At 64.8% G+C, this 22,555-nt stretch carries 23 protein-coding genes; 16 read left to right on the forward strand and 7 right to left on the reverse strand.

The features are described from left to right. Positions 1–93: 93 nt before the first annotated feature. Complete coding sequence (locus tag AC0L3S_RS35330) at positions 94–1,791, reverse strand: caspase family protein (RefSeq protein WP_473284421.1); 1,698 nt, start codon at positions 1,789–1,791, stop codon at positions 94–96. A gap of 239 nt (positions 1,792–2,030) precedes the next feature. Between AC0L3S_RS35330 and msrA the strand changes: the two genes are divergently transcribed. The 4 genes from msrA to AC0L3S_RS35350 all read left to right on the forward strand — a co-directional run bounded on the left by msrA (position 2,031) and on the right by AC0L3S_RS35350 (position 3,992). Beyond that, positions 2,031–2,735, forward strand: a complete 705-nt coding sequence (gene msrA, locus AC0L3S_RS35335; RefSeq protein WP_473284423.1) for a peptide-methionine (S)-S-oxide reductase MsrA — start codon at positions 2,031–2,033, stop codon at positions 2,733–2,735. Between the two features lie 58 nt (positions 2,736–2,793). Continuing rightward, complete coding sequence (gene msrB, locus AC0L3S_RS35340; RefSeq protein WP_473264833.1) at positions 2,794–3,213, forward strand: peptide-methionine (R)-S-oxide reductase MsrB; 420 nt, start codon at positions 2,794–2,796, stop codon at positions 3,211–3,213. 108 nt (positions 3,214–3,321) lie between these two features. Next, positions 3,322–3,486 carry a DUF3309 family protein gene (locus AC0L3S_RS35345; RefSeq protein ID WP_007596187.1) on the forward strand — a complete coding sequence of 55 codons (165 nt, stop codon included), beginning with the start codon at positions 3,322–3,324 and terminating at the stop codon, positions 3,484–3,486. A gap of 212 nt (positions 3,487–3,698) precedes the next feature. Continuing rightward, positions 3,699–3,992 (forward strand): hypothetical protein, encoded by a 294-nt coding sequence (locus AC0L3S_RS35350; RefSeq protein WP_007596188.1) that lies wholly within the window; start codon positions 3,699–3,701, stop codon positions 3,990–3,992. 77 nt (positions 3,993–4,069) lie between these two features. On the opposite strand, the gene AC0L3S_RS35355 is transcribed toward AC0L3S_RS35350, so the two are convergent. Next, on the reverse strand, positions 4,070–4,627 hold the full coding sequence (locus AC0L3S_RS35355; RefSeq protein ID WP_473264834.1) for a DUF4112 domain-containing protein: 558 nt from the start codon (positions 4,625–4,627) through the stop codon (positions 4,070–4,072). 61 nt (positions 4,628–4,688) lie between these two features. Beyond that, positions 4,689–5,114 (reverse strand): DUF5413 family protein, encoded by a 426-nt coding sequence (locus tag AC0L3S_RS35360; RefSeq protein ID WP_473264835.1) that lies wholly within the window; start codon positions 5,112–5,114, stop codon positions 4,689–4,691. A 133-nt stretch (positions 5,115–5,247) separates the two neighbouring features. Between AC0L3S_RS35360 and AC0L3S_RS35365 the strand changes: the two genes are divergently transcribed. From AC0L3S_RS35365 to AC0L3S_RS35375, 3 genes are all read left to right on the forward strand, one after another. Continuing rightward, positions 5,248–5,493 (forward strand): hypothetical protein, encoded by a 246-nt coding sequence (locus AC0L3S_RS35365; protein WP_473264836.1) that lies wholly within the window; start codon positions 5,248–5,250, stop codon positions 5,491–5,493. Positions 5,494–5,530: 37 nt separating this feature from the next. Continuing rightward, the gene (locus AC0L3S_RS35370; RefSeq protein WP_007614124.1) at positions 5,531–5,758 is read left to right on the forward strand and encodes a hypothetical protein; all 228 of its coding nucleotides are present in this window, start codon (positions 5,531–5,533) and stop codon (positions 5,756–5,758) included. Between the two features lie 260 nt (positions 5,759–6,018). Then, the gene (locus tag AC0L3S_RS35375) at positions 6,019–6,291 is read left to right on the forward strand and encodes a hypothetical protein (RefSeq protein ID WP_473284425.1); all 273 of its coding nucleotides are present in this window, start codon (positions 6,019–6,021) and stop codon (positions 6,289–6,291) included. 159 nt (positions 6,292–6,450) lie between these two features. Here the strand turns inward: AC0L3S_RS35375 and AC0L3S_RS35380 are convergent, their stop codons facing one another. Together AC0L3S_RS35380 and AC0L3S_RS35385 are read right to left on the reverse strand one after the other, a co-directional pair. Beyond that, positions 6,451–8,076 carry a hypothetical protein gene (locus AC0L3S_RS35380; RefSeq protein ID WP_473284427.1) on the reverse strand — a complete coding sequence of 542 codons (1,626 nt, stop codon included), beginning with the start codon at positions 8,074–8,076 and terminating at the stop codon, positions 6,451–6,453. Positions 8,077–8,113: 37 nt separating this feature from the next. After that, positions 8,114–9,406 carry an adenylosuccinate synthase gene (locus AC0L3S_RS35385; RefSeq protein WP_027519944.1) on the reverse strand — a complete coding sequence of 431 codons (1,293 nt, stop codon included), beginning with the start codon at positions 9,404–9,406 and terminating at the stop codon, positions 8,114–8,116. 189 nt (positions 9,407–9,595) lie between these two features. Here AC0L3S_RS35385 and AC0L3S_RS35390 point away from each other — a divergent pair, with 189 nt between their 5' ends. From AC0L3S_RS35390 to AC0L3S_RS35400, 3 genes are all read left to right on the forward strand, one after another. Next, the gene (locus tag AC0L3S_RS35390; protein ID WP_473284429.1) at positions 9,596–9,784 is read left to right on the forward strand and encodes a hypothetical protein; all 189 of its coding nucleotides are present in this window, start codon (positions 9,596–9,598) and stop codon (positions 9,782–9,784) included. A gap of 28 nt (positions 9,785–9,812) precedes the next feature. Then, positions 9,813–12,311, forward strand: coding sequence for a magnesium-translocating P-type ATPase (gene mgtA, locus AC0L3S_RS35395; RefSeq protein WP_473284431.1), 2,499 nt, complete (start codon positions 9,813–9,815; stop codon positions 12,309–12,311). 152 nt (positions 12,312–12,463) lie between these two features. Continuing rightward, on the forward strand, positions 12,464–13,396 hold the full coding sequence (locus tag AC0L3S_RS35400) for a DMT family transporter (protein ID WP_473264887.1): 933 nt from the start codon (positions 12,464–12,466) through the stop codon (positions 13,394–13,396). 49 nt (positions 13,397–13,445) lie between these two features. Here the strand turns inward: AC0L3S_RS35400 and AC0L3S_RS35405 are convergent, their stop codons facing one another. Further along, a complete protein-coding gene (locus tag AC0L3S_RS35405; RefSeq protein WP_473284465.1) occupies positions 13,446–13,829 on the reverse strand; it encodes a DUF1330 domain-containing protein in 384 nt (127 codons plus the stop codon). 105 nt (positions 13,830–13,934) lie between these two features. Between AC0L3S_RS35405 and AC0L3S_RS35410 the strand changes: the two genes are divergently transcribed. Further along, positions 13,935–14,870 carry a DMT family transporter gene (locus AC0L3S_RS35410; protein WP_473284433.1) on the forward strand — a complete coding sequence of 312 codons (936 nt, stop codon included), beginning with the start codon at positions 13,935–13,937 and terminating at the stop codon, positions 14,868–14,870. A 97-nt stretch (positions 14,871–14,967) separates the two neighbouring features. Then, positions 14,968–15,945, forward strand: coding sequence for a Bug family tripartite tricarboxylate transporter substrate binding protein (locus AC0L3S_RS35415; RefSeq protein WP_473284435.1), 978 nt, complete (start codon positions 14,968–14,970; stop codon positions 15,943–15,945). Positions 15,946–16,068: 123 nt separating this feature from the next. Here AC0L3S_RS35415 and AC0L3S_RS35420 read toward each other — a convergent pair whose 3' ends face one another. Continuing rightward, entirely contained in the window at positions 16,069–17,754 is a 1,686-nt protein-coding gene (locus tag AC0L3S_RS35420) for a methyl-accepting chemotaxis protein (protein WP_473284437.1), read from the reverse strand. 245 nt (positions 17,755–17,999) lie between these two features. Here AC0L3S_RS35420 and AC0L3S_RS35425 point away from each other — a divergent pair, with 245 nt between their 5' ends. The 4 genes from AC0L3S_RS35425 to AC0L3S_RS35440 all read left to right on the forward strand — a co-directional run bounded on the left by AC0L3S_RS35425 (position 18,000) and on the right by AC0L3S_RS35440 (position 22,461). After that, positions 18,000–19,043 carry a C-terminal binding protein gene (locus AC0L3S_RS35425; protein WP_473284439.1) on the forward strand — a complete coding sequence of 348 codons (1,044 nt, stop codon included), beginning with the start codon at positions 18,000–18,002 and terminating at the stop codon, positions 19,041–19,043. An 88-nt stretch (positions 19,044–19,131) separates the two neighbouring features. Continuing rightward, entirely contained in the window at positions 19,132–20,475 is a 1,344-nt protein-coding gene (locus tag AC0L3S_RS35430) for an ABC transporter substrate-binding protein (protein ID WP_473264845.1), read from the forward strand. A gap of 140 nt (positions 20,476–20,615) precedes the next feature. Beyond that, positions 20,616–21,572, forward strand: coding sequence for a carbohydrate ABC transporter permease (locus tag AC0L3S_RS35435; RefSeq protein WP_027570394.1), 957 nt, complete (start codon positions 20,616–20,618; stop codon positions 21,570–21,572). Then, entirely contained in the window at positions 21,565–22,461 is an 897-nt protein-coding gene (locus AC0L3S_RS35440) for a carbohydrate ABC transporter permease (protein ID WP_456768077.1), read from the forward strand. Before AC0L3S_RS35435 ends, AC0L3S_RS35440 begins: the two co-directional genes overlap by 8 nt. Positions 22,462–22,555: the final 94 nt, after the last annotated feature.

Here is a 22,555-nt window from a genome sequence, read left to right on the forward strand (position 1 = left end):
TGATCTACGCCAATACTGTCGTACAACGCGGCACGCCCTGGACCGAAAAAGCCGCCTAGCCTTTAATGGTTGCTACGGCACCGGCATCGCGGCTCACTTCCCCACAACGAAATAAAAATCCTCTCTTCCCGGCGGCGAGCCGTACGAGAACGGCTGCTGCACGTGCTTGGTCACGAGCCAGACGTCGTCGCGGACGATGTCGAACAGTTTTCGGATCTCGACGCGCGGCACCTTGATTTCGCGGGCGAGCGCGGTGGCGAACGGGCTGTCGGCGCCGCCGTCGCCGTCCATCGCGGTCTCGCCGTGCTTGGCGGCGTAGACCACCATGAAGCCGGCGCCGGGCTCGATGTTGGAAAAGCCCTTGTCCACCAGCTTCAGCGACAGCGTGTGCTGCATGGTCGGCGCGAACGGATTGTCGCGGCAGGCATCCAGCATCACCAGACGTACTTTTCGCGCCGCGCCTACCGCCGCGATCACCTGCTCCAGCGCAACCGCCTGGGTCTCGGCGTCCCTGTCGGCGGCAAGCTTGGCATCGACGGGAACGAGATAATTGACGCCGCCGATCTCGAAACCGTGGCCGGCGTAATAGACCACCGCCCAATCGGCCTTCTCCGCTTCGGCGGCAAACGTCTGCAACGCTTCGAAGAACTTGTCGCGGGTCAGGTCGCTGACGGATATCACGGTCTGGAAGCCGACATCGCGCAGCGCGGCTGCGATCATTTGCGAGTCGCGTGGCGGATTAGGCAAGGCGTGGACGTTCTTGTAGGCGCCGTTCCCGATCACCAGCGCCACGCGGCGCCCCGCGGATCCGGCCGGCGCCTGCGGGGTCAGCGCGGCCAATCGCTCCTGCGCGATCGCGCGGGCGCGCGCGACGTCGAGCTCGTCGAACTTCGTCAGCGAATAGGCCGCCGCGCGATAGTCGGCACGGGCCTGGGCGAGATCCTTCTTGCGCTCGTAGATCTGGCCGCGACCTGAATGTGCCCGCACATTGTTCGGGTTGATCTGGATCGCAATGTTGTAGTCCTTCAGCGCGGCGTCGAGATCGCCTTTCAGCATGTTGACGTCGGCGCGATTGTTGATCGCGTAGGTGTTCTTCGGCTGCTTCTCGATCAGGCCGTTGCAGTCGGCGAAGGCCTGATCGAACTTGCCCATCAAGCCGTAGGTGATGCAGCGGTTGCCGGTGATCTGCTGCGCGGCCGGTTCGATCTTCTCGGCCTCCGCGAAATCGGCGAGCGCGCCGTCAAAATCCTTCATCAGCGTGCGCACGCGGGCGCGGTTGGTGTAGCCGAGCAGAAACTTGGGCGCGTATTTGATCGACAGGTTGAAATCGTCGAGCGCGCTTTGCAGCGCACCCCGGCGCAACTGGATGATGCCGCGGTTGTTGTAGGGGACACCGTAGGTCGGGCGCTTCTGGAGCGCGAGGTTGTAGTCCGCCATCGCATGGTCGTCCTGGCCCGTCCGCTCATAAGCGAGGCCGCGCAAATTGAGCGTGACGACGTTGTCGGGATCGAGGTCGACGGCCATGGACAACGTCTCGATCGCGTGGCCGTAGTCGCGCTTGTTGATCAGCATATTGCCGCGCACGGAAAGCGCGATGCCCTTGTCCTTGCCGGTGACGCGATCGGCATTGAGCAGTTTGTCGCAGGCCTGCGCCCTCGCCTGCGCATCTGCCTGGCGGTCGCGGCAAAGGGCGAGGTCGTCGCCGGGCTGCGGTTCGGCCGCCGCGATCGAGCTCCAGCCGGCCAGGACGGCGAGCACGGCGACGAGGGTCAGGGATACGACGCGCAGCATGTTGTCAGGTCAGCTCCAGCCATCATTCTTTGGGTCGATCACCGATCGCGCCGGTTCATCTAGCGCGGAGTTCCTGTCCTCGCCAAGCTGCTCCAGGCGGCGCGTTTCACAGACTCGTGTCCGTCCGGCCGTAACAATCGCCCGGTCCGCCCGTATCTCGAATGTCCGAAATTGCCGGGCAGGCTGTTCGCCTGGCCCCAACCGCCCTAGACTGTCAGACCTTCGGAAAGAGGATCGCCATGCGCCGACCTGCCCTCCTGTCCCTGCTCGCCGCAACCACCGCCCTGACGCTGGCTTTTGCCGCGCCGACCCGGGCCGCAGAGGATGCGGTCGTGATCCCCGCTCCCGCCGTTGACGCGGCGCCCGCCAGCGGGATCCAGACCGCCGTGATCGCCGGCGGCTGCTTCTGGGGCGTGCAGGGCGTGTTCCAGCACACCGCGGGCGTCGTCAACGCGGTCTCCGGCTATGCCGGCGGCACCAAGGCGACGGCCGATTACCAGACCGTCTCGAGCGGCCGGACCGGCCACGCGGAATCGGTCGAGATCAAATACGACCCGAAGAAGATCTCGTATGGCAAGATCCTCCAGATCTACTTCTCGGTGGCGCACGACCCGACCCAGCTCAACCGGCAGGGCCCCGATAGCGGGACGCAATATCGCTCGGCGATCTTCACCACTTCCGACGAGCAGAAGAAGGTGGCCGAAGCCTATATCGCCCAGCTCAACGGCGCCAAGGTCTTCAGCAAGCCGATCGCGACCAAGGTCGGGGCGCTTGAGGCGTTCTATCCGGCGGAGGCCTATCACCAGGATTATCTGACGCTGCATCCGAACCAGCCCTATATCGCCTACAACGACCTCCCGAAGGTCGAGAACCTGAAAAAGCTGTTCGCGGATAACTATATCGAGAAGCCGACGCTGGTGAGCGCCAGCAAGGTCACCAACTGATCGCAAGATCACTGAACAAGATCACCGAAAACAAGATCATCGAAAAAACGGGAGACCCATGCCCGACACCAAGACGAAAACCACGGACGACAAGGTCATCAAGAGCGAAGAGCAATGGCGCAGCGAGTTGTCGCCGATGCAATACGCGGTGCTGCGCGAGAAGGCGACCGAGCGTCCCTTCTCCGGCGAATATGAGCACGACCACCGCGCCGGCACCTACACCTGCGCCGGCTGCGGCAATGTGCTGTTCGAGTCCGACGCGAAGTTCGATTCCGGCTGCGGCTGGCCGAGCTTCACCCAGCCCGCCGTCGAGGGCCATATCGACGAGGAGCGGGACGTCAGCCACGGCATGATCCGCACCGAGGTGCTGTGCGCCAAGTGCAGCGGCCATCTCGGCCATGTCTTTCCCGACGGCCCGGGGCCGACGGGCTTGCGTTACTGCATCAATTCCGCAGCGCTGAAGCTCGAACCCAAATAAACCTTGCGCGCCGCCGGGTTCCGTCATGGAACCCGGCGGCGCGATGTGCTTTTCTTACCTGGTGGTGCGGCCGGCCATGGCGTTGCGGCGGCCGCCAGGGAGGATGCCATGACGCTTGGGACCATCCTGATCATCCTGGTGATCATTTATCTCGTGGGCGGCCTGTCGGGCCGCATCGGCGGCTACGGCTACGGAATGGGTCATTCCGGTATGGGGATCGGCGGCCTCGTCCTGGTGGTGCTGCTCGTGCTGCTGCTCCTTGGCAAGCTATAAACCATTCAAACAATTGATATCATTACAAATTTCTCAGTTGCGGAGCTGCCATGCGCGGATTCATCATCTCGCATCGCGGGGGTCGCAATTTTGTCAAAACGGGCTATATTAGAGGACGAAAACGACATGTGCGGCGCCCACTCCAATGGTGGCCTCTGCCCGTCCCAACCCCACGCGCTTAAAGCCCCAGAGAGATCACGAGGTCTTTGACCATGCGTCCACTGCGTCCGTTCAACTTCAACACTTCCGCCGAGCTCTTCCCCGCTGCGATCCGCAAGAAGAAGCGTGCAGGATTCACCTATCGCCGGTTCGGCACCGCGGCCGAAGCCGTCCAGTTCGCGATGGAGCAGTTGCCGACGGACTCGCTGAACGGCGCCTATCTCCAGGTCGAGGAAGCGCGCTTCGACCAGAACGGCATCCGCTCGCTCTACGAGAGCGAAGCCTTCCCGCTGCCCCGTCACCGCAAGCCGGTGGAAGCCAGCACCGACGCCGCCGACGCGGCATAAGTTTTCACGAAGCACTCCGATGTGCGCTGAGGGCGCGATGGTCGAAAGACCGTCGCGCTTTTTGCGTTTGGGGCGTGTCAGATGCGCGGCTGCTTGTCGAGCCAGCGGCGGAGCAGGCGCACGTTGCGCATGTTGGCACGGAACATGACGTCAAAGGCGTCGCCCGCGAACGGGACGATGCCGACGACGCCATCGAGGGCGACATTGCCGAGCATGCGCGCGGTGATGTACCAGGGCGCCCCGAGCGCCCTCGCCTCTCGCACCAGCCAAAGCGAGATCGCGGTGGTGATGATGTCACCGACGACCGGGATCAACCCGATCAAGCCGTCGATGCCATAGCGGATATTGGTTCCGGGCAGCACGAAGGCGACGTCGAGCAGCTTTGCGATCGCCTCGATCCGCGCGATCCGCTGCTCGCGCGTCAGATTGCCAAACGGGTTGCCCGCGAAGGGACTGTCCTTCCCGAACTCGAAGCGAAACTCGCGAAAGCCCTGCTCCAGCGTTTCGGGCCGGATCTCGTGGCCGTCCTGATCGATGATCGGCCCACGCCCCTCGGTACCCGAAGAGGCCGCACCCGAGCGGCTTCCCGGACGGGATCGACGCGGAGCAAGAATGTCGTCATCGGGCATGGTCATGGCCTGTAGGGAACGCACCAGCGCGGCGGAGGTTGCTGCGGCGTGATCGAAGGTCGCGCCTTCAAGTCTGTGCCGCCGCCGGCTGCGGCTCCGCGACATATCTATGCACGAGCCAGGATGAGATCACCGCCGGCACGAAGCCGACGAGGCCGTACAGGATGAACTGCACCGCGCCCGAGTCCGGCCCGCGCGAGCTGTAGGTCAGCGAGGCCAGGATGAAGGCGAACACGCCGACCAGCAGAATCCGCAGCACCGGGCCGATCCGGCGGATGTGCACCAGGATGTCATCGACCGCACCGATCATCAGCGAGGGCAGGAAGCCGAACAGATAACTGTATTGCAGGGATTTGAAGAACACTGCGAACAGCTTGCCGACCTCAGCGAGACTGGTCTGGGTCCAATAGCCGGACTGATAGGTCGTCGTCAGCAGCAGCAGGAATCCGCCCACGAACGGGCCAACCAGCGCAAACACGAGATAGCGTTTCATCAGGCACCCTCATCCTTCGCCCCGTTATAGCAGCGCCGCGGGAACCTTGAATAGCGGGAGGTGCGGGCTCCGCGCTGGGAACAAGCGGCATAGCGACGGACTTGAAACTCACCTGTCAGATCTGGAGCCGCCGATGTCCCGCAAACTGTTCTTCCTGGCGATGATCGCGCTGACGGCCGTCAGCGGCCTGTCGAACGCGCCCGCTTTCGCGCAAGGCCATATGGGTACGCCGCAGGAGCAGAAGGCCTGTTCGCGGGACGCCTCGCGCTTCTGCCGCAAGGACCTCGGCAACGACATGGCCGTACAAGGCTGCTTGCAAGCCAACAGGGCCAAGCTGTCGCGGTCTTGCAGCAAGGTGTTTCAGAGCCACGGCATGTGAGGACCGGAACCATCCCCCGCGAACGGAGAGTGAAGCCATGTTGCGCGACGAACAGCTCTCGATCCTCAGGGACATCAGCCAATCCATCGCCTTTGCCGACGACCGGCACGGCAAGATAGGCGAGCTGATCGCCGACGGTTACGTGATGAAGGACGGCGATCTGTTCGAGCTCACGGCAAAGGGCGTTACGGCTGTCGAAGAGCACGCAGCCCTTGGCGCAAGCGATGCGGAACAAGCGAGCGTATCCTCCGATCGATTGATCTGATCGCACGCGAGTCGCATTGTGCGTGACGTGCGCGCAACAATTGCGAATTCCTTTTCGCCTGCCATTGCGGCCGCGCGACAATGGCGCATACTTGATTCGGGCGGCGCAGCACTTTTCGATTCGAACATCACGAGAGATCGAGCAACCACATGCGGGATTGAGGTCCCGGCGTGATGGCTGAGACATGCGGCAGGTCAAGCCGCGTGCGGCGCCCCAAAATCAAGTGGCTCAAGCCCACGGAACTCGGGGACGCATTCTGCATGACACGCAATCAGACCATCGCAACTCTCTTCGCCCTCGCCACCACCGCCATCGCAATCCCGACATCGCCCGGCTTCGCGTTCTCGTCCGAAGCGCAGCAGATGTGCTCGGGCGATGCGATGCGGCTGTGCTCCAGTGAGATCCCCGACATCCCCAGGATCAGGGCCTGCATGGTGCAGAAGAAAGCTCAGGTCAGCCCCGGCTGCCGCGCCGTAATGGACCGCGAGCACGCAGGCGCGACATCGCGCAAGCGGGAAGCCACGGCGCAGTAGAGAGAGCGTACCTGCGGCCATACTTCGAGACGCCCGCCCAAGGGGCGGGCCCTCAGGATGAGGTCTCGTTTCGCGGCGAGATATCAAACCCTCATGGTGAGGAGCCCGCCAAGGCGGGCGTCTCGAGCCACGCAGGCCGAGGTCTCACGGAGTAGAGATCTAGTCGCCCCACTGCGCGAACGCTTCGTTGAAGGCGCGCTCGCCGGGAGCGCCCTTCTCGATGGCGATGATGGCGCGGCGCTGGTTGGCGTAGACCAGGGGCACGTCGAACCAGGAGCGCTCCTTCAGGAGCTGGACGTTGCGGCTGCGGTCGGCGTCGACGTTGGAGAGGCCGACCAGGAAGAAGCCGTCGGTGACCTTGACCGCGAGGCCTGCGAGCGGCGTGCCGCGTGCCTGCTCGTTCGACTTCATCAGGATGCCCGGCACGTTGGCGACGCCGCCGCCCGAAAAGTCCGCCGGCAGGACGAAGGTCAGCTCCGCGGTATGGCTCGCCGGCAGGGAGGAGTCGGTGTTGCGGCGGAACGACATCGTCATCTTGAACTTGCGGTCGGGGATCTCGATGTCGGCGCGCACGGCGACGTCGGCCTTCTGGTTGCCCGACGCCTTGATCGGCTCGAGCCGCCACACCACCGAGCCGACATATTGCTTGCCCTTCGGATCGGATGGATCCTCGTCGTAGAGCACGACCTTCTGCGCCACCGGCGCGACCGGCTGGTCGCTGGCCGAGGGCTGGCCGACGCGATCCGGAATCTTGGGCTTGCTCTGCGGCTGAGACGAATCCCTGGGCGCCTCCACCACCTGCGTCGGCGAAGACTTCAACAGGTTGGTCGCGGTCTGAACCAGCTGCTTGCCCCAGAGGATGCCGGCACCGACCAGGATCAGCACGATGCCGACGGCGATCGCGCTCTTGAACGGAAAGGCGGAGCCAGTGCGGGCGCGCTTCCTCTTAGGTTCGCGGTCGAGAACCGGGATGTGTGGACGTTGCGACGGCGGCTGCGACTGCGGCGCGTAGCGCTCGGCTTCCTCGATCGATTCGTCGTAGGAGTAGGGCGCGTCCGTCCCGGCGGGGCGATTCTCCAGGCTCGGCTCGAGCCGGTCGAATTCCGGCGAGGGCGAGGGCACGTTGGCGTAGGTGCGGCGCGCCGCGCGGTTGGCCTGCGCGGCGGCGCCGCCGAGATCGTTGGCGTCGGCTGTGATGTCGCGGAAGCCGCGCACGCCCGGTGCCGGCGGCAGCGGCGGCGGAGGTCCCATGTCCGGCGGACGGCGCCCACTGGCGCGATCACGTCCGGCCGGCGGAGGCTCCGGCATCGCCGGCGGTGCCGACGGACCCGGCTGCCGCGGCGCGTCGAAACGCGGAGCCCGTGGCGCACGCGGGGCGTCGCCCTGGTCATCGACGTTGAAGGAGGGCCGGTCGGCGCGCGGCGGCGGCGGAGCCGGACGGGCGCGCGGCGGGGCAGCGCTTTGGGGCGCGGGCGCGTTGCCCTCGGTGGCGCGGGTGCTGGCGCGGCGGAAGGCATCGCCGCTGCCGCTGCTGCGGGCGCCGCCACCGGGGCGCGAGGCCTCGCGGGCACGCTGGGCAGCCTCCGATTCGACCTTGCGGACGGCCTCTTCCAGCGAGAGGCGCTCGCGGGTGATCTCGGATTCGGAGAGCGGCGGCTGCACGCTGCGGAGCTGCGCGATCAGCGCCGTGCGCGCCCGCTCGTAGAGCGCGCGACGGCTCTCGCCGGGAGCGTTGGGGTCCAGGGCGGCAATAGCGCGGGCGATCAGCGGATAGTAATCAGCCATTTCTACTCAATTATACGCGCGTCCCGGTAAGAGATCGTTAAGCCTCAAACGGATTTTGTACCAGGATAGTATCCTCGCGTTCGGGGCTGGTGGAAAGCAGTGCGACCGGGCACCCCACCAATTCCTCGATCCGGCGGACATATTTGATCGCCTGGGCCGGCAGCTGGGCCCAGGACCGCGCATTGGCGGTCGGCTCCTTCCAGCCTTCGATGGTCTCGTAAATCGGCTCGACCCGGGCCTGGGCGCCTTCGCCCGCCGGGAAGTGGTCGATCTCCTTGCCGTCCAGCTTATAGCCGGTGCAGACCTCGATCGTGTCGAAGCCGTCCAGAATGTCGAGCTTGGTCAGCGCCAGACCGTTGATGCCGCAGGTCCGGACCGCCTGGCGAACCAGAACCGCATCGAACCAGCCGCAGCGGCGGGGCCGTCCGGTATTGGTGCCGAACTCGCGGCCGCGTTCGCCGATCTTGCGGCCGGTCGGGTTGTCCTGCTCGGTCGGGAACGGGCCCTGGCCGACGCGGGTCGTGTAGGCCTTGCAGAGGCCGAGCACATAGCCGACCGCGGCGGGGCCGAGACCCGATCCGGTGGCGGCCTGCGCCGCCACCGTGTTGGACGAAGTGACGTAAGGGTATGTGCCGTGATCCACGTCGAGCAGCGCACCTTGCGCGCCTTCGAACAGCATGCGCTTGCCTTCGCGCCGCTTGATGTCGAGCAGCCGCCACACCGTCTCGGCATAGGGCAGGAGCTGCGGCGCGAGCGCGGTCAATTCCTTCAGGATCTCCTTGCCGTCGAACTCCGGCAGGCCGAGGCCGCGGCGCAATGCATTGTGATGCGCCAGCAACCGGTCGATCTTGTGCGGCAGCGTGTCGAGATCGGCGAGGTCCATCAGGCGGATGGCGCGGCGGCCGACCTTGTCCTCGTAGGCCGGGCCGATGCCGCGGCGCGTGGTGCCGATCGCGGTCGCCGCATTGGCGGATTCGCGATGCGCGTCGAGCTCGCGGTGCAGCGGCAGGATCAGCGTGACGTTCTCGGCAACCCGCAGATTGTCCGGGCTGACCGCGACGCCCTGCGACCGCAGCTTGGTGACCTCGTCGAGGAAGGCGGCGGGATCGAACACCACGCCGTTGCCGATCACCGACAGCTTCTGCTCGCGCAGCACGCCCGAGGGCAGCAGCGCCAGCTTGTAGGTCTTGCCGTTGATCACCAGCGTGTGGCCGGCGTTATGGCCGCCCTGGAAACGGACGACGATATCCGCCTGCTCCGACAACCAGTCGACGATCTTGCCCTTTCCTTCGTCGCCCCACTGGGCGCCGACGACGACAACATTGGCCATTCGCGGGTAATCCCTATGCAATCTGTTAGATGCGCCCAGCCCAATCACGGCCGAGGCCGCTCGAACGCGAGGCAGCCAACCGGATAAAGGATGCAGCCTCTGTAAGCAAGCAAGAACGGGGCTTTTTCGGGGCCCAATGCGCTATCCAAGCCCTTGATATCCCCTAAAAATCCGCTTTGTCGGATGGGCTTGACGACGTTAGGCCCGGATGCGGCCATCGACCACTTCGATGATGCGGTCGCAGCAATGGTCGAGCTCGAGATCAATGCGATGCAGCACCTCGTTTCAGTCGGCAGATTCGGCGAAGCCAGGGCGCGCGCGGCCATCCAAATTGCGGTAGGTCAACAGGTTACGCCGAATTTCGAGGCATTTGCCTGAGGAGACATTTTAAAAGGGGGAGCCTTGCTTGTCGGACAGTCCAGCGCACGCCGACAACCGCTTCTGGCATCTTTCACCTGATCAATTATGCAAGCGACTGGGCTGCGGCCTCACAGGCCTGACCGCCGCAGACGCCTCCGAACGCCTCGATCGCTTTGGGCCGAACAGCGATGCGCGGCCGCGCGTCGAGGGGACGGCGCGCGCGATCATGCGCCGGCTGCTGGAGCCGCTGTCGCTGATCCTGCTGGTTGCCGGCATCGTCTCGATGCTCACCGGCGACGATATCGGCGGGCTCATCATTGTCCTAATACTCGCGCTCTCGATCGGGCTCGACACCGTCCAGGAAGGCCAGGCGCTGCAGGCCGCGGAAGTGCTCCGCCGATCAGTGGCGCTCAAGGCCGAAGTCAGACGCGACAACGACTTCCGCGAGATCGACGTCGATCGGCTGGTGCCCGGCGACATCCTGCGCGTCCGTTCAGGCGACATCATTCCCGCGGACGCGCTCATCCTGGAGAGCACAGCCTTCACCGCGGGCGAAGCGGCGCTCACCGGCGAACCCTATCCGGTCCAGAAGCGCGCCGGCGCCACCACCGACCCAGACGACACGTCGAATGCACTGTTTCGCGGCGCCGTCGCGCAAACCGGCGAGGCGATCGCGCTCGTCGTCAGGACCGGACGCGACACGGTGTTCGGAGCGGCGGCCTCCGCGCTCGCCGAGGCCCACACGGCTTCACCGTTCGAGCGCGACTTGCGCGAGTTCGGCCTCGTGATCGCGCGCGCCACGCTCGCGTTGGTGCTGGTCGTGCTCACCGTCCGCGTGGTGTTCGGCCGCCCGGTGATGGACTCGCTGCTGTTTGCCGTCGCGCTCGCGGTCGGACTGACGCCGGAACTGCTGCCGATGATCACCACGGTGACGCTCTCGCGCGGCGCGCTGCGCATGGCCGGCCGCAAGGTGATCGTCAAGCGCCTCGCCGCGATCCACGATCTTGGCGCCATGACCGTCTTGTGCACGGACAAGACGGGCACGCTGACCTCGGCCGAGATCACGCTGGCCAGGAGCCTCGATGCCGCCGGCGGGGACGATGCCCGCGCCGCCCGGCTCGGCGCCATCGCCGCGAAACTCGGCGGCGATCGCGGCTCGCTCGACGCGGCGCTGGTTGCCGGCCACTCGAATGCCGCACAGGGCTGGACCCTTGCCGGCAGGCAGGCGTTCGACTTTTCACGGCGGCTGGGATCCGTGCTCGCGACCGGCCCCGAAGGCGCGCTGCTCATCGTCAAGGGCGCGCCGGAGGCGGTGCTGGAGCTGTGCGTGATGGATGACGGCGCCCGGGCCCGCGCGATCGCCCGCGTGCACGAGCTCGCGAACCAAGGGCTCCGCAGCATCGCGATCGCCTCGCGGCCGCGGACCGGCGCAACGCGCGAGGTCGAGACTGAAGACGAGACCGATCTCGTCTTCGAAGGTTTTTGCGCCTTCGCCGACCCGCCTAAGCCGACGGCCGCGGCCGCGATCGCACGGCTCGCGGCAACCGGCATCACGCTGAAGATCTTGTCGGGCGACGATCCGGTGGTGGTGAAGCGGCTCGCCGGCCTGGTCGGGCTGAACGCCGACCGCGTCCTATCGGGAGCCGACATCGCCGAGCTCAGCGACGAAGCACTGGCGGTCCAGGTTCAATCGACCGACGCCTACGGCCGGCTTGCACCCGATCAGAAGTCGCGCGTCGTGAAGGCACTTCAGGCCGGCGGCGCGGTGGTCGGCTTCCTCGGCGACGGCATCAACGACGCACCTGCGCTGAAGGCCGCCGATATCGGCCTGTCGGTCGAAGGCGCGACCGGCGTGGCGCAGGCCGCCGCCGACATCATCCTGCTCGCCTCGGATCTCGAAGTCGTTGCCGACGGCGTCGAAGAGGGCCGGCGCACCTTCGCCAACATCATGAAATATGTCCGCATGGGCGCGAGCTCGAATTTCGGCAACATGCTGTCGATGGCGATCGCCTCGATGGCGCTGCCGTTCCTGCCGATGCTGCCGACACAGATCCTGCTCAACAACCTGCTCTACGATCTCTCCGAGCTCGGCATTCCCTTCGACCAGGTCTCGCGCGCGGCCACCGCGCAGCCGCAGGTCTGGAGCATGACGCGGCTGGTGCGTTTCGCCGCGATCATGGGGCCGCTGTCCTCGGTCTTCGACTTCCTGACCTTCGGCGCCCTCATCATGCTGTTCCAAGCGTCGCCGGACGAATTCCGCACCGCCTGGTTCATCGAATCCATGGCGACGCAGATCCTCGTGATCTTCATCATTCGCACCAATGGCCGACCGTGGCGCAGCTGGCCCGATCCGGTGCTGTCCGTCTCATCGCTGGTCGCCTTGCTGATCGCGATGGTGGTGCCTTTCACGCCGCTCGGTGCCTGGTTCGGCTTTGTTGCGCCGCCACCGCTCACGATGGCCGGCATCGCGCTTCTGGTTGTCGTCTATCTCGCCTGCGCCGAACTGTTGAAGCCGTTTGCGATCCATGCCGGGCTGAAGGGCTGAGCGAGGTTCCGGCCACTGCCGTGCATGGACGCGATGCACCTCGCGCCATTGATATCGGCCGGATTTCCGTGTCTTTGAACGGGCCGGGTCTGAACCGGCCCGGGTGCCGCCGGGCTGGAGGCTTGGTGCATGACGCGGGGCCACACCATCCAATGTCCGCCACCGACGAGACCACCGGCGCGGCCACGTCCGGCCACAACTGGATCGCCAACCAGCCTTATCTGCTGCTCAGCATCACCGCGCTGTGCTGGGCCGGCAATGCCATCGTCGGACGGCTCGCCGCCGGCCACATCCCGCCGGTGACACTGTCGTTCCTGCGCTGGTTCTTCGCCTTCCTGCTGGTGCTGCCGTTTGCCTGGAAACACCTTGCGCAGGACTGGCCCGCGATCCGCGGCAAGCTCGGCCTGATGGTCACGCTCTCAATCACCGGCATCGGCGCCTTCAACACGCTGCAATATTGGGCGCTGGAGCATACGCAGGCGCTCAACACTCTCCTCTTGCAATCCGCCGCGCCGCTCGTCGTGGCGCTGTGGTCGCTGGCCATCCTCGGCGTACGCCTCACCGCGGCGCAGGCCTTCGGCGTGCTGCTGTCGATGTGCGGCGTGCTGATCATCCTGCTGCATGGCGATTTCACCACGCTGTCGAACATCGACTTCAACAAGGGCGACCTCATCTTCGTCGTCGCGCTGATCATCTTCGCGCTCTATTCGGTGCTGACCTTGAAGCGGCCGCCGATGCACGGCCTGTCGTTCCTCGCCTTCACTTTCGGCTGCGGTGCGGCCTGTCTCATTCCGCTGGAGATCTGGGAATTGTCCGCGCGTCCGGTCATGAAGCTCGACGGGCCGAACCTCCTGACCCTGTTCTATGTCGCGGTGTTCCCCTCGACGCTCGCCTATCTCTGCTTTAATCGCGGCGTCCGCCTGATCGGCGCCAACCGCGCCGCGCCGTTCTTCCATGTCGTGCCGGTGTTCGGCTCGATCATGGCAATGGCATTTCTGGGCGAGCACCCGCAGGCGTTCCACTTCATCGGCTTCGCACTGGTGCTGGCCGGCGTGTTCGTGGCGTCACGGAAGCAGGCGGCATAGGTCCTCTCTCCGCCGCAGGAGAGAGAAAAGCGAGGCGTGGCAGCCAGAGCTACTTCACTTTGAATTTGCTGTACGCTTCGTTCATCGCAATGATGACGTGCTCGGCGCAGGCGTTGACGCGATGCGGATCGGCCTCGCTCGCGTAGGCCTCCGACGTCATCATGTCGACGAAAGCCGCAACCGTGGGATAATAGACCAGCGCGACGAAATCCCACTTGTTGCCGTCGTGCGGGCCGAGCGCCACCGCCTTGGCGTCGCCGGTCCAGAGCAGAGTGCCGCCGCGCGCCTTGATCATCGGCACTGTGACCGCACTGTAGCGCAAATAGGCGTCCCAGCCGGAACCGTCACCCGAGCGCGCGTGGAAGCGCATCAGGTTCAACATCACCACCGGTGCATCCCGATCAAGTCGCTCCAGGCCGTCGATGTTCAACATATTAACCGCCAATGCCGCCTCCTCTGGTCATGCCTGCATTGTAGCATTGCGGCCGCGTGACTTGTGTCACGACGCAAATCCGGCGCAAGCTTGTATCCAACGCCAATGACGATCGCTTCGCCCGCGCCACCGGCCTCCAATCCGGCCAGTTGGCTCAACAACCAGCCTTATCTGCTGCTCAGCCTGAGCTCGCTGTTCTGGGCCGGCAACATCGTGCTCGCGCGCCACGTCGGCGCGCATGTGCCGCCGCTGACGGTGACCACGATCCGCTGGTTCGGCGTGTTCCTGATCCTCCTGCCGTTCGCCTGGCCGCACCTGAAGCGCGACTGGCCGAATCTGCGCAAGAGCCTGCCGCTGATGCTGTTCCTGTCGCTGGTGGGCTTTGCCTTTAACAACGCGATCTCGTACTGGGCGATGCAGTACACGGAGGCGCTGAACGCGCTGCTGATCCAGTCGGCCGGACCGCTGTTCGTGGCGCTGTGGTCGCTGGTGCTGTTCGGCGTGCGGCTGACCGGTGCGCAGCTCGCCGGCATCGGGATCTCGCTTCTCGGCGTGCTGATCATCATCCTGCGCGGCGATCTCGCCGCGCTCGCGAGCATCAGCTTCAACAGGGGCGACATCATGTTCGCCTCCTCGCTGGTGGCGTTCGGGATTTATTCCGCCTTCATCCCGCGGCGACCGAAGATCCACCAACTCTCTTTTCTCTCCTTCACCACCTGCTGCGGCGCGACGATGCTGCTGCCGACCGCAATCTGGGAGGCCTGGAGCGGCCGCGTCCTGCAACTCGACGCGGTGACGCTGGCGACGCTGGGCTACATCCTGATCTTTCCCTCGACGCTGGCCTATCTGTTCTTCAATCGGGGCGTGGCGCTGATCGGCCCGAATCGCGCCGCGCCGTTTTTCCATCTGGTGCCGGTGTTCGGCTCGGCCATGGCGATCCTGCTGCTCGGCGAAAAGATTCAGCCATTCCACCTGATCGGCTACCTGCTGGTGCTCGCCGGCGTCGTGATCGCCTCGCGCCAGGGGTCCGCGGTGAAGTAATTCCGCGCCGCGAGACGAGGCGACAAACTCGCGCCTTCCGATTTCGACGAGGAGACGCTAGGTTCCCCGCCAACGAAAAAAGAGGGAACGAACCGAGATGCTTTCAGCGTTGATCCGAAACCTGCGTGCCATCGGCACGGCCGCCCTTTGTCTCGCCGCCGCATCCGCTGCGCAGGCCGACAACTATCCGAGCCGCAACATCACGCTGGTGCTGCCGTTCGCGGCCGGCAGCGGCACCGACACCACGACGCGGCTGATCTCGCAGCATTTGTCGCAGGCACTCGGCGTCGGCATCGTCATCGAGAACAAGGCGGGCGCCAACGGCATGATCGCCGCCACCTATGTCGCGCGCGCCGCGCCCGACGGCTACACGCTGCTGGTGACCACCAACACCACGCATTCGGCCAATCCCTATCTGCTCAAGAGCCTGACCTATGATCCGGTCAAGGACTTCACCCCGATCGCGCGCACCGGCGACCTGCCTTTCATGCTGGTGATCCACCCGGAGGTGCCGGCCAAGACGGTCGGCGAACTCATCGCCTACGGCAAGGCCAATCCGGGCAAGCTGAGCTATGCCTCGGGCTCGTCCTCGGCGATCGTGTCGGGTGCGACCTTTGCGCACAAGGCCGGGCTCGACCTCCTGCACGTGCCCTACAAGAGCTCACCGCCGGCGCTCAACGACGTCATGGGCGGCCGCGTCTCGATGATGTTCGTGGACATCCTGACCGGCCTGCCGCATGTCCAGGGCAACGCGCTACGCGCGCTCGCCGTCACGACAAAGGACCGCTCGCCGCTGGTGCCGAACCTGCCCTCGATGCAGCAGGCCGGCGTGCCGGACTTCGACATCTCGTCGTGGCAGGGCTATTTCGGCCCCGCCGGCATGCCCAAGGAGATCGTGACGCGACTCAATGGCGAGATCCGGAAGATCATCGAGCAGCCGGAGATCAAGGCCAAGCTCGCCACCCTCGGCATGGACGCGTTTTCGGGAACGCCGGAGCAGCTCGGTACGTTCGTGAACGAACAGCTGGTGTTGTGGGAGAAGCTGATCCGGGAGGCGGGGATCGAGAAGCAGTAGAACGGTCTCGTAGGGTGGGCAAAGCGAAACGTACCCACCGAGAAGTTACCGCGAACTCAAAAAGAAAAAGGGTGGGCACGACGCTTCGCGTCTTTGCCCACCCTACGAATTCAGTGCAAGAACCTACGCCGCGCGCATCTTGGCGAGGAAGCCGTCGACTGCGCTGCGCAGCGCGCCGGACTGGCTGTCGAGCTCGCGGGCGTTGGTGAGCACGTCGGCTGCCGCCGTGCCGGTCGCTTCCGCGGCCGACGTGACGCTGCCGATATTGGCGTTGATCTCGTTCGATCCGGCCGCGACCGACTGGATGTTGCGGGCGATCTCGCGGGTCGCCTCGCCCTGCTGCTCGATCGAGGCGGAAATGCCCGCGGTGATCTGGCTCATCTCGGCGATGGTTTGGGTGATGCCGCCGATGGCGGCGACCGCATCGCTGGTCGAGGTCTGCATCGCCGCGACCTGGGCGGAGATTTCCTCGGTCGCCTTGGCGGTCTGGTTGGCGAGGGCCTTGACTTCGGAAGCGACGACGGCGAAGCCGCGGCCGGATTCACCGGCACGCGCCGCCTCGATGGTGGCGTTGAGGGCGAGCAGATTGGTCTGCGCCGCGATCGAGTGGATCAGCTTGACCACCTCGCCGATCTTCTCGGCGCCGGTGGAGAGCTCCTGCACCGTGGCATTGGTGCGCTCGGCGTCGTTGACGGCGCGGCTCGCCACTTCGGTCGAGCGGGTGACCTGGCGCGAGATTTCCGCAACCGAGCTCGACAGCTCTTCGGCGGCGGCGGCAACCGTGCCGACATTGCCCGACGCTCTCTGCGAGGCGGCGCCGACCGTCGCCGCACGCGAAGAGGCGTCGCTGGCGGTCGCGGTCATCGATTGCGCCGTGGCTTGCATACCCGTCGCGGCCGAGGAGACCGAGCGGACGATGCCGTTGACGCTGCGTTCGAAGTCGCTGGCGATGCCCTCCATCGCGCTGCGACGTTCCGCCGCGACACGATCCTTGGCATCGGCTTCGCTCTTCTCGATTTCGCGAATGCGCAGTGCGTTGTCCTTGAAGATCTGGACGGTCGACGCCATCGCGCCGACCTCGTCGCCACGGCCGACGCCGGGAATGTCGCCCTCGAGCTTGCCCTCGGCGAGATCCTTCATGCGGGCACCGAGCAGCGCCAAGGGACGGCTGATGCTGCGGCCGAGCAGCCAGGCGACGCTGCCGGCGACGATGACGATGCCGAGCATGGCCAAGCCGAGCAGCCAGTAGACCGGGCCCATCCTGGCGTCGAGATCGTCAAGGTAGACGCCGGTCCCGACGAACATGTTCCAGCCCGGTATTGCGACCGCGTAGGACAGCTTGCGGATCGGATCCTCCTGACCCGGCTTCACATATTCATAGCGCAGGGTCACGTGGCCGTTGGCTGCAACGCCGTCGCGCAGCTCGCGCGCGAGCTTTCTGCCGTTGGTCTCGACGTCGAGCTGATTCTGACCGATCGTCTTGAGACTGGGTGACAGGATGGTCACGCCTTCCATCGTATAGGCGAATACGTATCCGGCGCCTTTGTCATAAGTGAGCGTACTGCCACGACGGCCGAACTCCGCGATGGCCGCATCCTTGGTCAGTTGCCCCCCGTCCACCTGCTTTTGCAGTCCGAGCGCCATGTTGAGTGCCATCTCGACGATGGCGTGGCTCTGTTCAATCCGCGCGTTCAGCATTTCGCGCTTCATCAGGTAGCCGGCAAGAACCCCGGAAATGGACAGGCCGAGCAACGTGACGCCGACAAGGATGCCAAGCTTGGGGGCGATCTTCATATTGGTCAACTTCACGGGATTGGCTCCAAGCTTAACGCACGCGAGCGAAACGGTCGCAGTTGAATCAACTTTTAGTGGCGAGCCCTTAGCAACCTGTTACGGGACGCCCCGTAAAAGCCCGGAGAAAACGAGGGGGCCAGTCGCACAAATCGCCGCAACGGCAACCGCCGATTGTACGCACCCGCCCCGATTTCGCGTAAAAGACGCAAAGGCCCGCGCAAAGTCCGGGTCACAACAAGAAACCAAATCGGGAGCAGGATATGCCGACATACAGGGTGGTGACGCCGAAGGGCGCGAGCTTCACGGTCGCGAGCAGCGATTATTCCTACGAGCGTGAGGCCCTCGACCCGATCGACGCCGAGATCGTCGAGGCGCCGGCCGACGAGGCCGGGTTCATCGCGGTCGCGAAGACGGCGGACGCGATCTACGCCAAGGGTATCCCGATCACCAAAACCATCATCGACGCGCTGGAGAGCTGCAAGGTCATCACGCTGGGCTCGGTCGGGGTCGACAGCGTCGACATCAAGGCCGCGACCGCGCGCGGCATTCCCGTCACCAACATCCCCGACACCTTTATCGAGGAGGTCGCCGACCACGCCATGATGCTGCTGCTCTCGGGCTTCCGCCGGCTGGTCGAGCAGGACCGGATGGTGCGCAGCGGCCGCTGGGCGGAGGGCCGGCCGGCGTTGTCGAAGATCCCACGGCTGATGGGCCAGACGCTCGGCTTCATCTCGTTCGGCCGCGTCGCGCGTGCAGTTGCGAAACGCGCGGCTCCCTTCGGCCTGCGGATGATGGCCTACGATCCCTTCATCCAGGAAACGCTGATGTCAGACCACGGCGTGATTCCGGCGACGCTGAACGAGGTGTTGTCGCAATCCGATTTCGTCTCGATGCATGCCCCCGCCCGGCCCGAGGTGCATCACATGCTCACCGAGAAGCACTTCCGGCAGATGAAGAAGGGCTCGGTCTTCATCAACACGGGCCGCGGCGCCACCGTGGACGAGGAAAGCCTGATCAAGGCGCTTCAGGAGGGCTGGATCGCCCATGCCGCCCTCGACGTGCTGGAGAAGGAGCCGCCCTCGCACAACAATCCGCTGCTCGGCATGGAGAACGTGACCCTGACCGCCCACGTCGCCTCCGCCTCGGCACGGTTCGACGAGGCGCGCAAGCGCCGGGTGGGCTACGAATTGTCACTGGTGCTTCAGGGCATGTGGCCGGTAAGCTGCGTCAATCCGTCGGTGCTGCAAGACACCGCGCTCCGCCGCTGGCAGCCTGTCAGCATGGACCGCGGCCCGAACAGCTAGGCGGGACGGCCGCGAAGGCGCGCCGGCAACCGGAAGGACCCTTCACCGGCGATCAACGCCGGGAAGGGAAACACATAGGGAGGAACCGATGAGGAACGACATCACACGTCGTGATGCCTTGGCGCTGGGCCTGTCCGCTGCGGCAATCGCGGCAACCGGTGCTCCGGCAAATGCCCAATCCGCGATCAAGGCGGCGGATGTCCCCACCCCGAAACTGCCGATCGAGAAAGGCGCATCCCTGCGCATGCTGCGACCGGTGCGTTTCGTCCAGGCCGACGAGGACGTGTTCCGCGCCAACGCGGCGAAATTCACCAAGGAGACCGGCGTCGAGGTCAAGGTCGACTTCGTCGGCTGGGAGGACATCAACCAGCAGACCGCGGTGACTGCGAATTCCGGTGCCGGCCCCGACATCATCATCGGCTTCTCCGACGCTCCCCACATCTATATCGACAAGCTGATCGAGCTGACCGACGTCGCCGACTATGTCGGCAAGCGTTACGGCGGCTGGCTGCCGCTGGCGCAGCGCTACGGCAAGAAGAACAAGAGCGACGCCTGGATCGGACTGCCGTTCGGCGCCACGGCGGGTCCGCTGATCTACCGCAAGTCGATCCTGCAATCGGTCGGCTTCGACAAGGTCCCGGACGACCATGCCGGAATCCTCGACCTCTGCCAGAAGCTCCAGAAGGCCGGCAAGCCGGCAGGCTTCGCGCTCGGCAATGCCAGAGGTGACGGCACCGGTTTCGCGAACTGGTCTTTGTGGTCGCACAACGCGGCGCTGCTCGACGAAGACGGCAACGTCACAATCAACAGCAAGGAGACCATCTCAGCGCTGAACTGGGTCAAGCAGCTCTACCCGACCTTCATCGCGGGCACGACGTCCTGGAATGACGTGTCGAACAATCGCGCCTATTCCGCGCAGGAGATCGGGCTGACCGCCAACGGCGTCTCGCTGTACTTCTCACTGAAGAACGATCCGGCGACCAAGGCGATCGCGGACGATAGTGAGCATCAGCTACTGCCCAAGGGCCTCGCCAAGGTCTCTCCGATGGATGGACTCACGCTCAACGCCATGGTGTTCAAACACAGCCAGTATCCAAACGCCGCAAAGGCCTTCCTGCAATACATGCTGGAAAAGGACCAGTACGAGCCGTGGCTCAACGCCAATTCCGGCTACTGGTCGCAGCCGCTCGCCGCCTATGCGGATGCCGCGGTGTGGGCGCAGGACCCCAAGGTATCGATCTTCAAGAACACCATGAATAGCACTTACTACAGCGGTTATAAGGGACCGATCTCGACCGCGAGCGGAGCGGTCACCGCCGACTACGTGCTGATCCAGATGTTCGCGTCCGTCGCGACCGGCGCTGCCACGCCGGAAGCCGCGGCCGCGGAAGCCGAGCAGCGCTGCAAGCGGTACTTCCGGCGGCAAAAGTAACGCCCGACGATAAAGCGACCGTCGTTGCGAGGAGCGAAGCGACGAAGCAATCCAGACTGTAACTGCGGAGACAGACTGGATTGCTTCGCTTCGCTCGCAATGACGGATGTGGTGACAGCCTAAAACAGGACGCCTGACCGATGTCCGTGACCACACTTCCCACTCTCGCCCTCGCACGACGGCAGCCCTCCTGGCTGGTGCGCCTGTTCGACTACAAGCCGTTCCTGATCGTGATGTGCCTCGCACCCGCGATCGGGCTGCTCACGGTGTTCCTGACCTATCCGCTCGGCCTCGGTATCTGGCTCGCCTTCACCGACACCACGATCGGCAGAAAAGGCGTCTTCGTCGGCTTCGAGAATTTCCAGTATCTGCTCACCGATTCCCTGTGGTGGAACGCGGTGTTCTACAGCGTGGTCTACACGGGCATCGCGACCTTCGGAAAGTTCGCGCTGGGCTTCTGGCTCGCGCTGCTGCTCAACAACCATTTTCCGTTCAAGAGCCTGTTGCGTGCCATCATCCTGATGCCATGGATCGTGCCGACGGTGCTCTCGGCGCTGGCGTTCTGGTGGATTTACGATCCGCAGTTCTCGATCATCTCCTACCTTCTCGTCGACGTGCTCCACTGGCGCACCACCAATATCGACTTCCTCGGCTCGCCCTGGCCGGCGCGTTTCTCACTGATCGCCGCCAACATCTGGCGCGGCATTCCCTTCGTCGCGATCTCCCTGCTGGCGGGCCTGCAGACCATTTCGCCCTCGCTCTACGAGGCCGCGATGCTCGATGGCGCCAGTGCCTGGCAGCGGTTCCGCTACATCACCTTCCCGATGATGATGCCGATCCTCGCCATCGTCATGACCTTCTCGATCATCTTCACCTTCACCGACTTCCAGCTGGTCTACGCCATCACCCGCGGCGGCCCCGGCAACTCGACCCATCTGCTGGCCACGCTGGCCTTCCAGCGCGGCATCGCCGGCGGCGAACTCGGTGAAGGCGCGGCGATCGCCGTGTCGATGATCCCGTTCCTCGTGTTCGCGACGCTTTTCTCTTATTTCGGCCTGGCGCGCCGCAAATGGCAGCAGGGAGAGAGCAATGACTGATACCGCCGCCCAGCCGGCCGCCGTCGCCACCACACCGCCGGATACCATGGCCTGGGATTCCGGGCTGCGGCGGCTGATGATGATCTATCTGCCGCTCGGCTGCTTCGTGCTGATCCTGCTGTTTCCGTTCTACTGGATGGCGATCACCTCGTTCAAGCCGAACGCCGAGCTGATGAACTACAAAGAGCACAATCCGTTCTGGATCTCCTCGCCGACGCTGGCGCACATCAAGCACCTCTTGTTCAATACCGCCTATCCGCGCTGGCTGTGGACGACGATGCTGGTTGCGGTCGGCGCGACCACGCTGTCGCTGATCGCGAGCACGCTTGCCGCCTACGCGATCGAACGCCTGCGCTTCCGCGGCAGCCCCTATGTCGGCCTCGGCATTTATCTCGCCTATCTCGTGCCGCCGTCGATCCTGTTCATTCCGCTCGCAACCGTGGTCGTGCAGTTCGGCCTGTTCGACAGCCCGCTTGCCCTGATCCTGGTCTATCCGACCTTCCTGGTACCGTTCTGCACCTGGCTCCTGATCGGCTATTTCAAGTCGATCCCCTACGAACTCGAGGAATGCGCGCTGGTGGACGGCGCCACACGGCTCCAGATCCTGCGCCGGATCACGCTGCCACTGGCGGTGCCCGGCCTGATCTCGGCCGGCATCTTTTCCTTCACGCTGTCCTGGAACGAGTTCATCTACGCGCTCGCCTTCATCCAGAGCGGCGCCAACAAGACGGTGCCGGTCGCGATCCTGACCGAACTCGTCACCGGCGACGTCTACCAGTGGGGCGCGCTGATGGCCGGATCGCTGCTCGGCTCGCTGCCGGTTGCGATCTTCTACTCGCTGTTCGTCGACTACTACGTCTCGTCGCTGACAGGCGCGGTAAAGGAGTAATTCGTGGCTGCGCGCAAGCGCAGCCGATCGTGCTATCGTGATAGACCGCATGCTGCATTGGCTCCACGCTCCATCGTGACAGCGGGGTCGATCA

The sequence above is a fragment of the Bradyrhizobium sp. Ken01 genome (assembly GCF_055807355.1).

What these genes read in the sequence shown, in the direction of transcription:
- AC0L3S_RS35370 (WP_007614124.1), top strand. Translation starts at nt 5,531, where the DNA reads ATGTTGCGCGACGAACAGCTCTCGATCCTCAGGGACATCAGCCAATCC.
- AC0L3S_RS35360 (WP_473264835.1), bottom strand. Translation starts at nt 5,114, where the DNA reads ATGAAACGCTATCTCGTGTTTGCGCTGGTTGGCCCGTTCGTGGGCGGA.
- AC0L3S_RS35435 (WP_027570394.1), top strand. Translation starts at nt 20,616, where the DNA reads ATGTCCGTGACCACACTTCCCACTCTCGCCCTCGCACGACGGCAGCCC.
- msrA (WP_473284423.1), top strand. Translation starts at nt 2,031, where the DNA reads ATGCGCCGACCTGCCCTCCTGTCCCTGCTCGCCGCAACCACCGCCCTG.
- AC0L3S_RS35405 (WP_473284465.1), bottom strand. Translation starts at nt 13,829, where the DNA reads ATGTTGAACATCGACGGCCTGGAGCGACTTGATCGGGATGCACCGGTG.
- AC0L3S_RS35425 (WP_473284439.1), top strand. Translation starts at nt 18,000, where the DNA reads ATGCCGACATACAGGGTGGTGACGCCGAAGGGCGCGAGCTTCACGGTC.
- AC0L3S_RS35350 (WP_007596188.1), top strand. Translation starts at nt 3,699, where the DNA reads ATGCGTCCACTGCGTCCGTTCAACTTCAACACTTCCGCCGAGCTCTTC.
- AC0L3S_RS35380 (WP_473284427.1), bottom strand. Translation starts at nt 8,076, where the DNA reads ATGGCTGATTACTATCCGCTGATCGCCCGCGCTATTGCCGCCCTGGAC.
- AC0L3S_RS35355 (WP_473264834.1), bottom strand. Translation starts at nt 4,627, where the DNA reads ATGACCATGCCCGATGACGACATTCTTGCTCCGCGTCGATCCCGTCCG.
- AC0L3S_RS35440 (WP_456768077.1), top strand. Translation starts at nt 21,565, where the DNA reads ATGACTGATACCGCCGCCCAGCCGGCCGCCGTCGCCACCACACCGCCG.
- AC0L3S_RS35400 (WP_473264887.1), top strand. Translation starts at nt 12,464, where the DNA reads ATGTCCGCCACCGACGAGACCACCGGCGCGGCCACGTCCGGCCACAAC.
- AC0L3S_RS35410 (WP_473284433.1), top strand. Translation starts at nt 13,935, where the DNA reads ATGACGATCGCTTCGCCCGCGCCACCGGCCTCCAATCCGGCCAGTTGG.
- AC0L3S_RS35330 (WP_473284421.1), bottom strand. Translation starts at nt 1,791, where the DNA reads ATGCTGCGCGTCGTATCCCTGACCCTCGTCGCCGTGCTCGCCGTCCTG.
- AC0L3S_RS35365 (WP_473264836.1), top strand. Translation starts at nt 5,248, where the DNA reads ATGTCCCGCAAACTGTTCTTCCTGGCGATGATCGCGCTGACGGCCGTC.
- AC0L3S_RS35375 (WP_473284425.1), top strand. Translation starts at nt 6,019, where the DNA reads ATGACACGCAATCAGACCATCGCAACTCTCTTCGCCCTCGCCACCACC.
- AC0L3S_RS35345 (WP_007596187.1), top strand. Translation starts at nt 3,322, where the DNA reads ATGACGCTTGGGACCATCCTGATCATCCTGGTGATCATTTATCTCGTG.
- msrB (WP_473264833.1), top strand. Translation starts at nt 2,794, where the DNA reads ATGCCCGACACCAAGACGAAAACCACGGACGACAAGGTCATCAAGAGC.
- AC0L3S_RS35415 (WP_473284435.1), top strand. Translation starts at nt 14,968, where the DNA reads ATGCTTTCAGCGTTGATCCGAAACCTGCGTGCCATCGGCACGGCCGCC.
- AC0L3S_RS35385 (WP_027519944.1), bottom strand. Translation starts at nt 9,406, where the DNA reads ATGGCCAATGTTGTCGTCGTCGGCGCCCAGTGGGGCGACGAAGGAAAG.
- AC0L3S_RS35430 (WP_473264845.1), top strand. Translation starts at nt 19,132, where the DNA reads ATGAGGAACGACATCACACGTCGTGATGCCTTGGCGCTGGGCCTGTCC.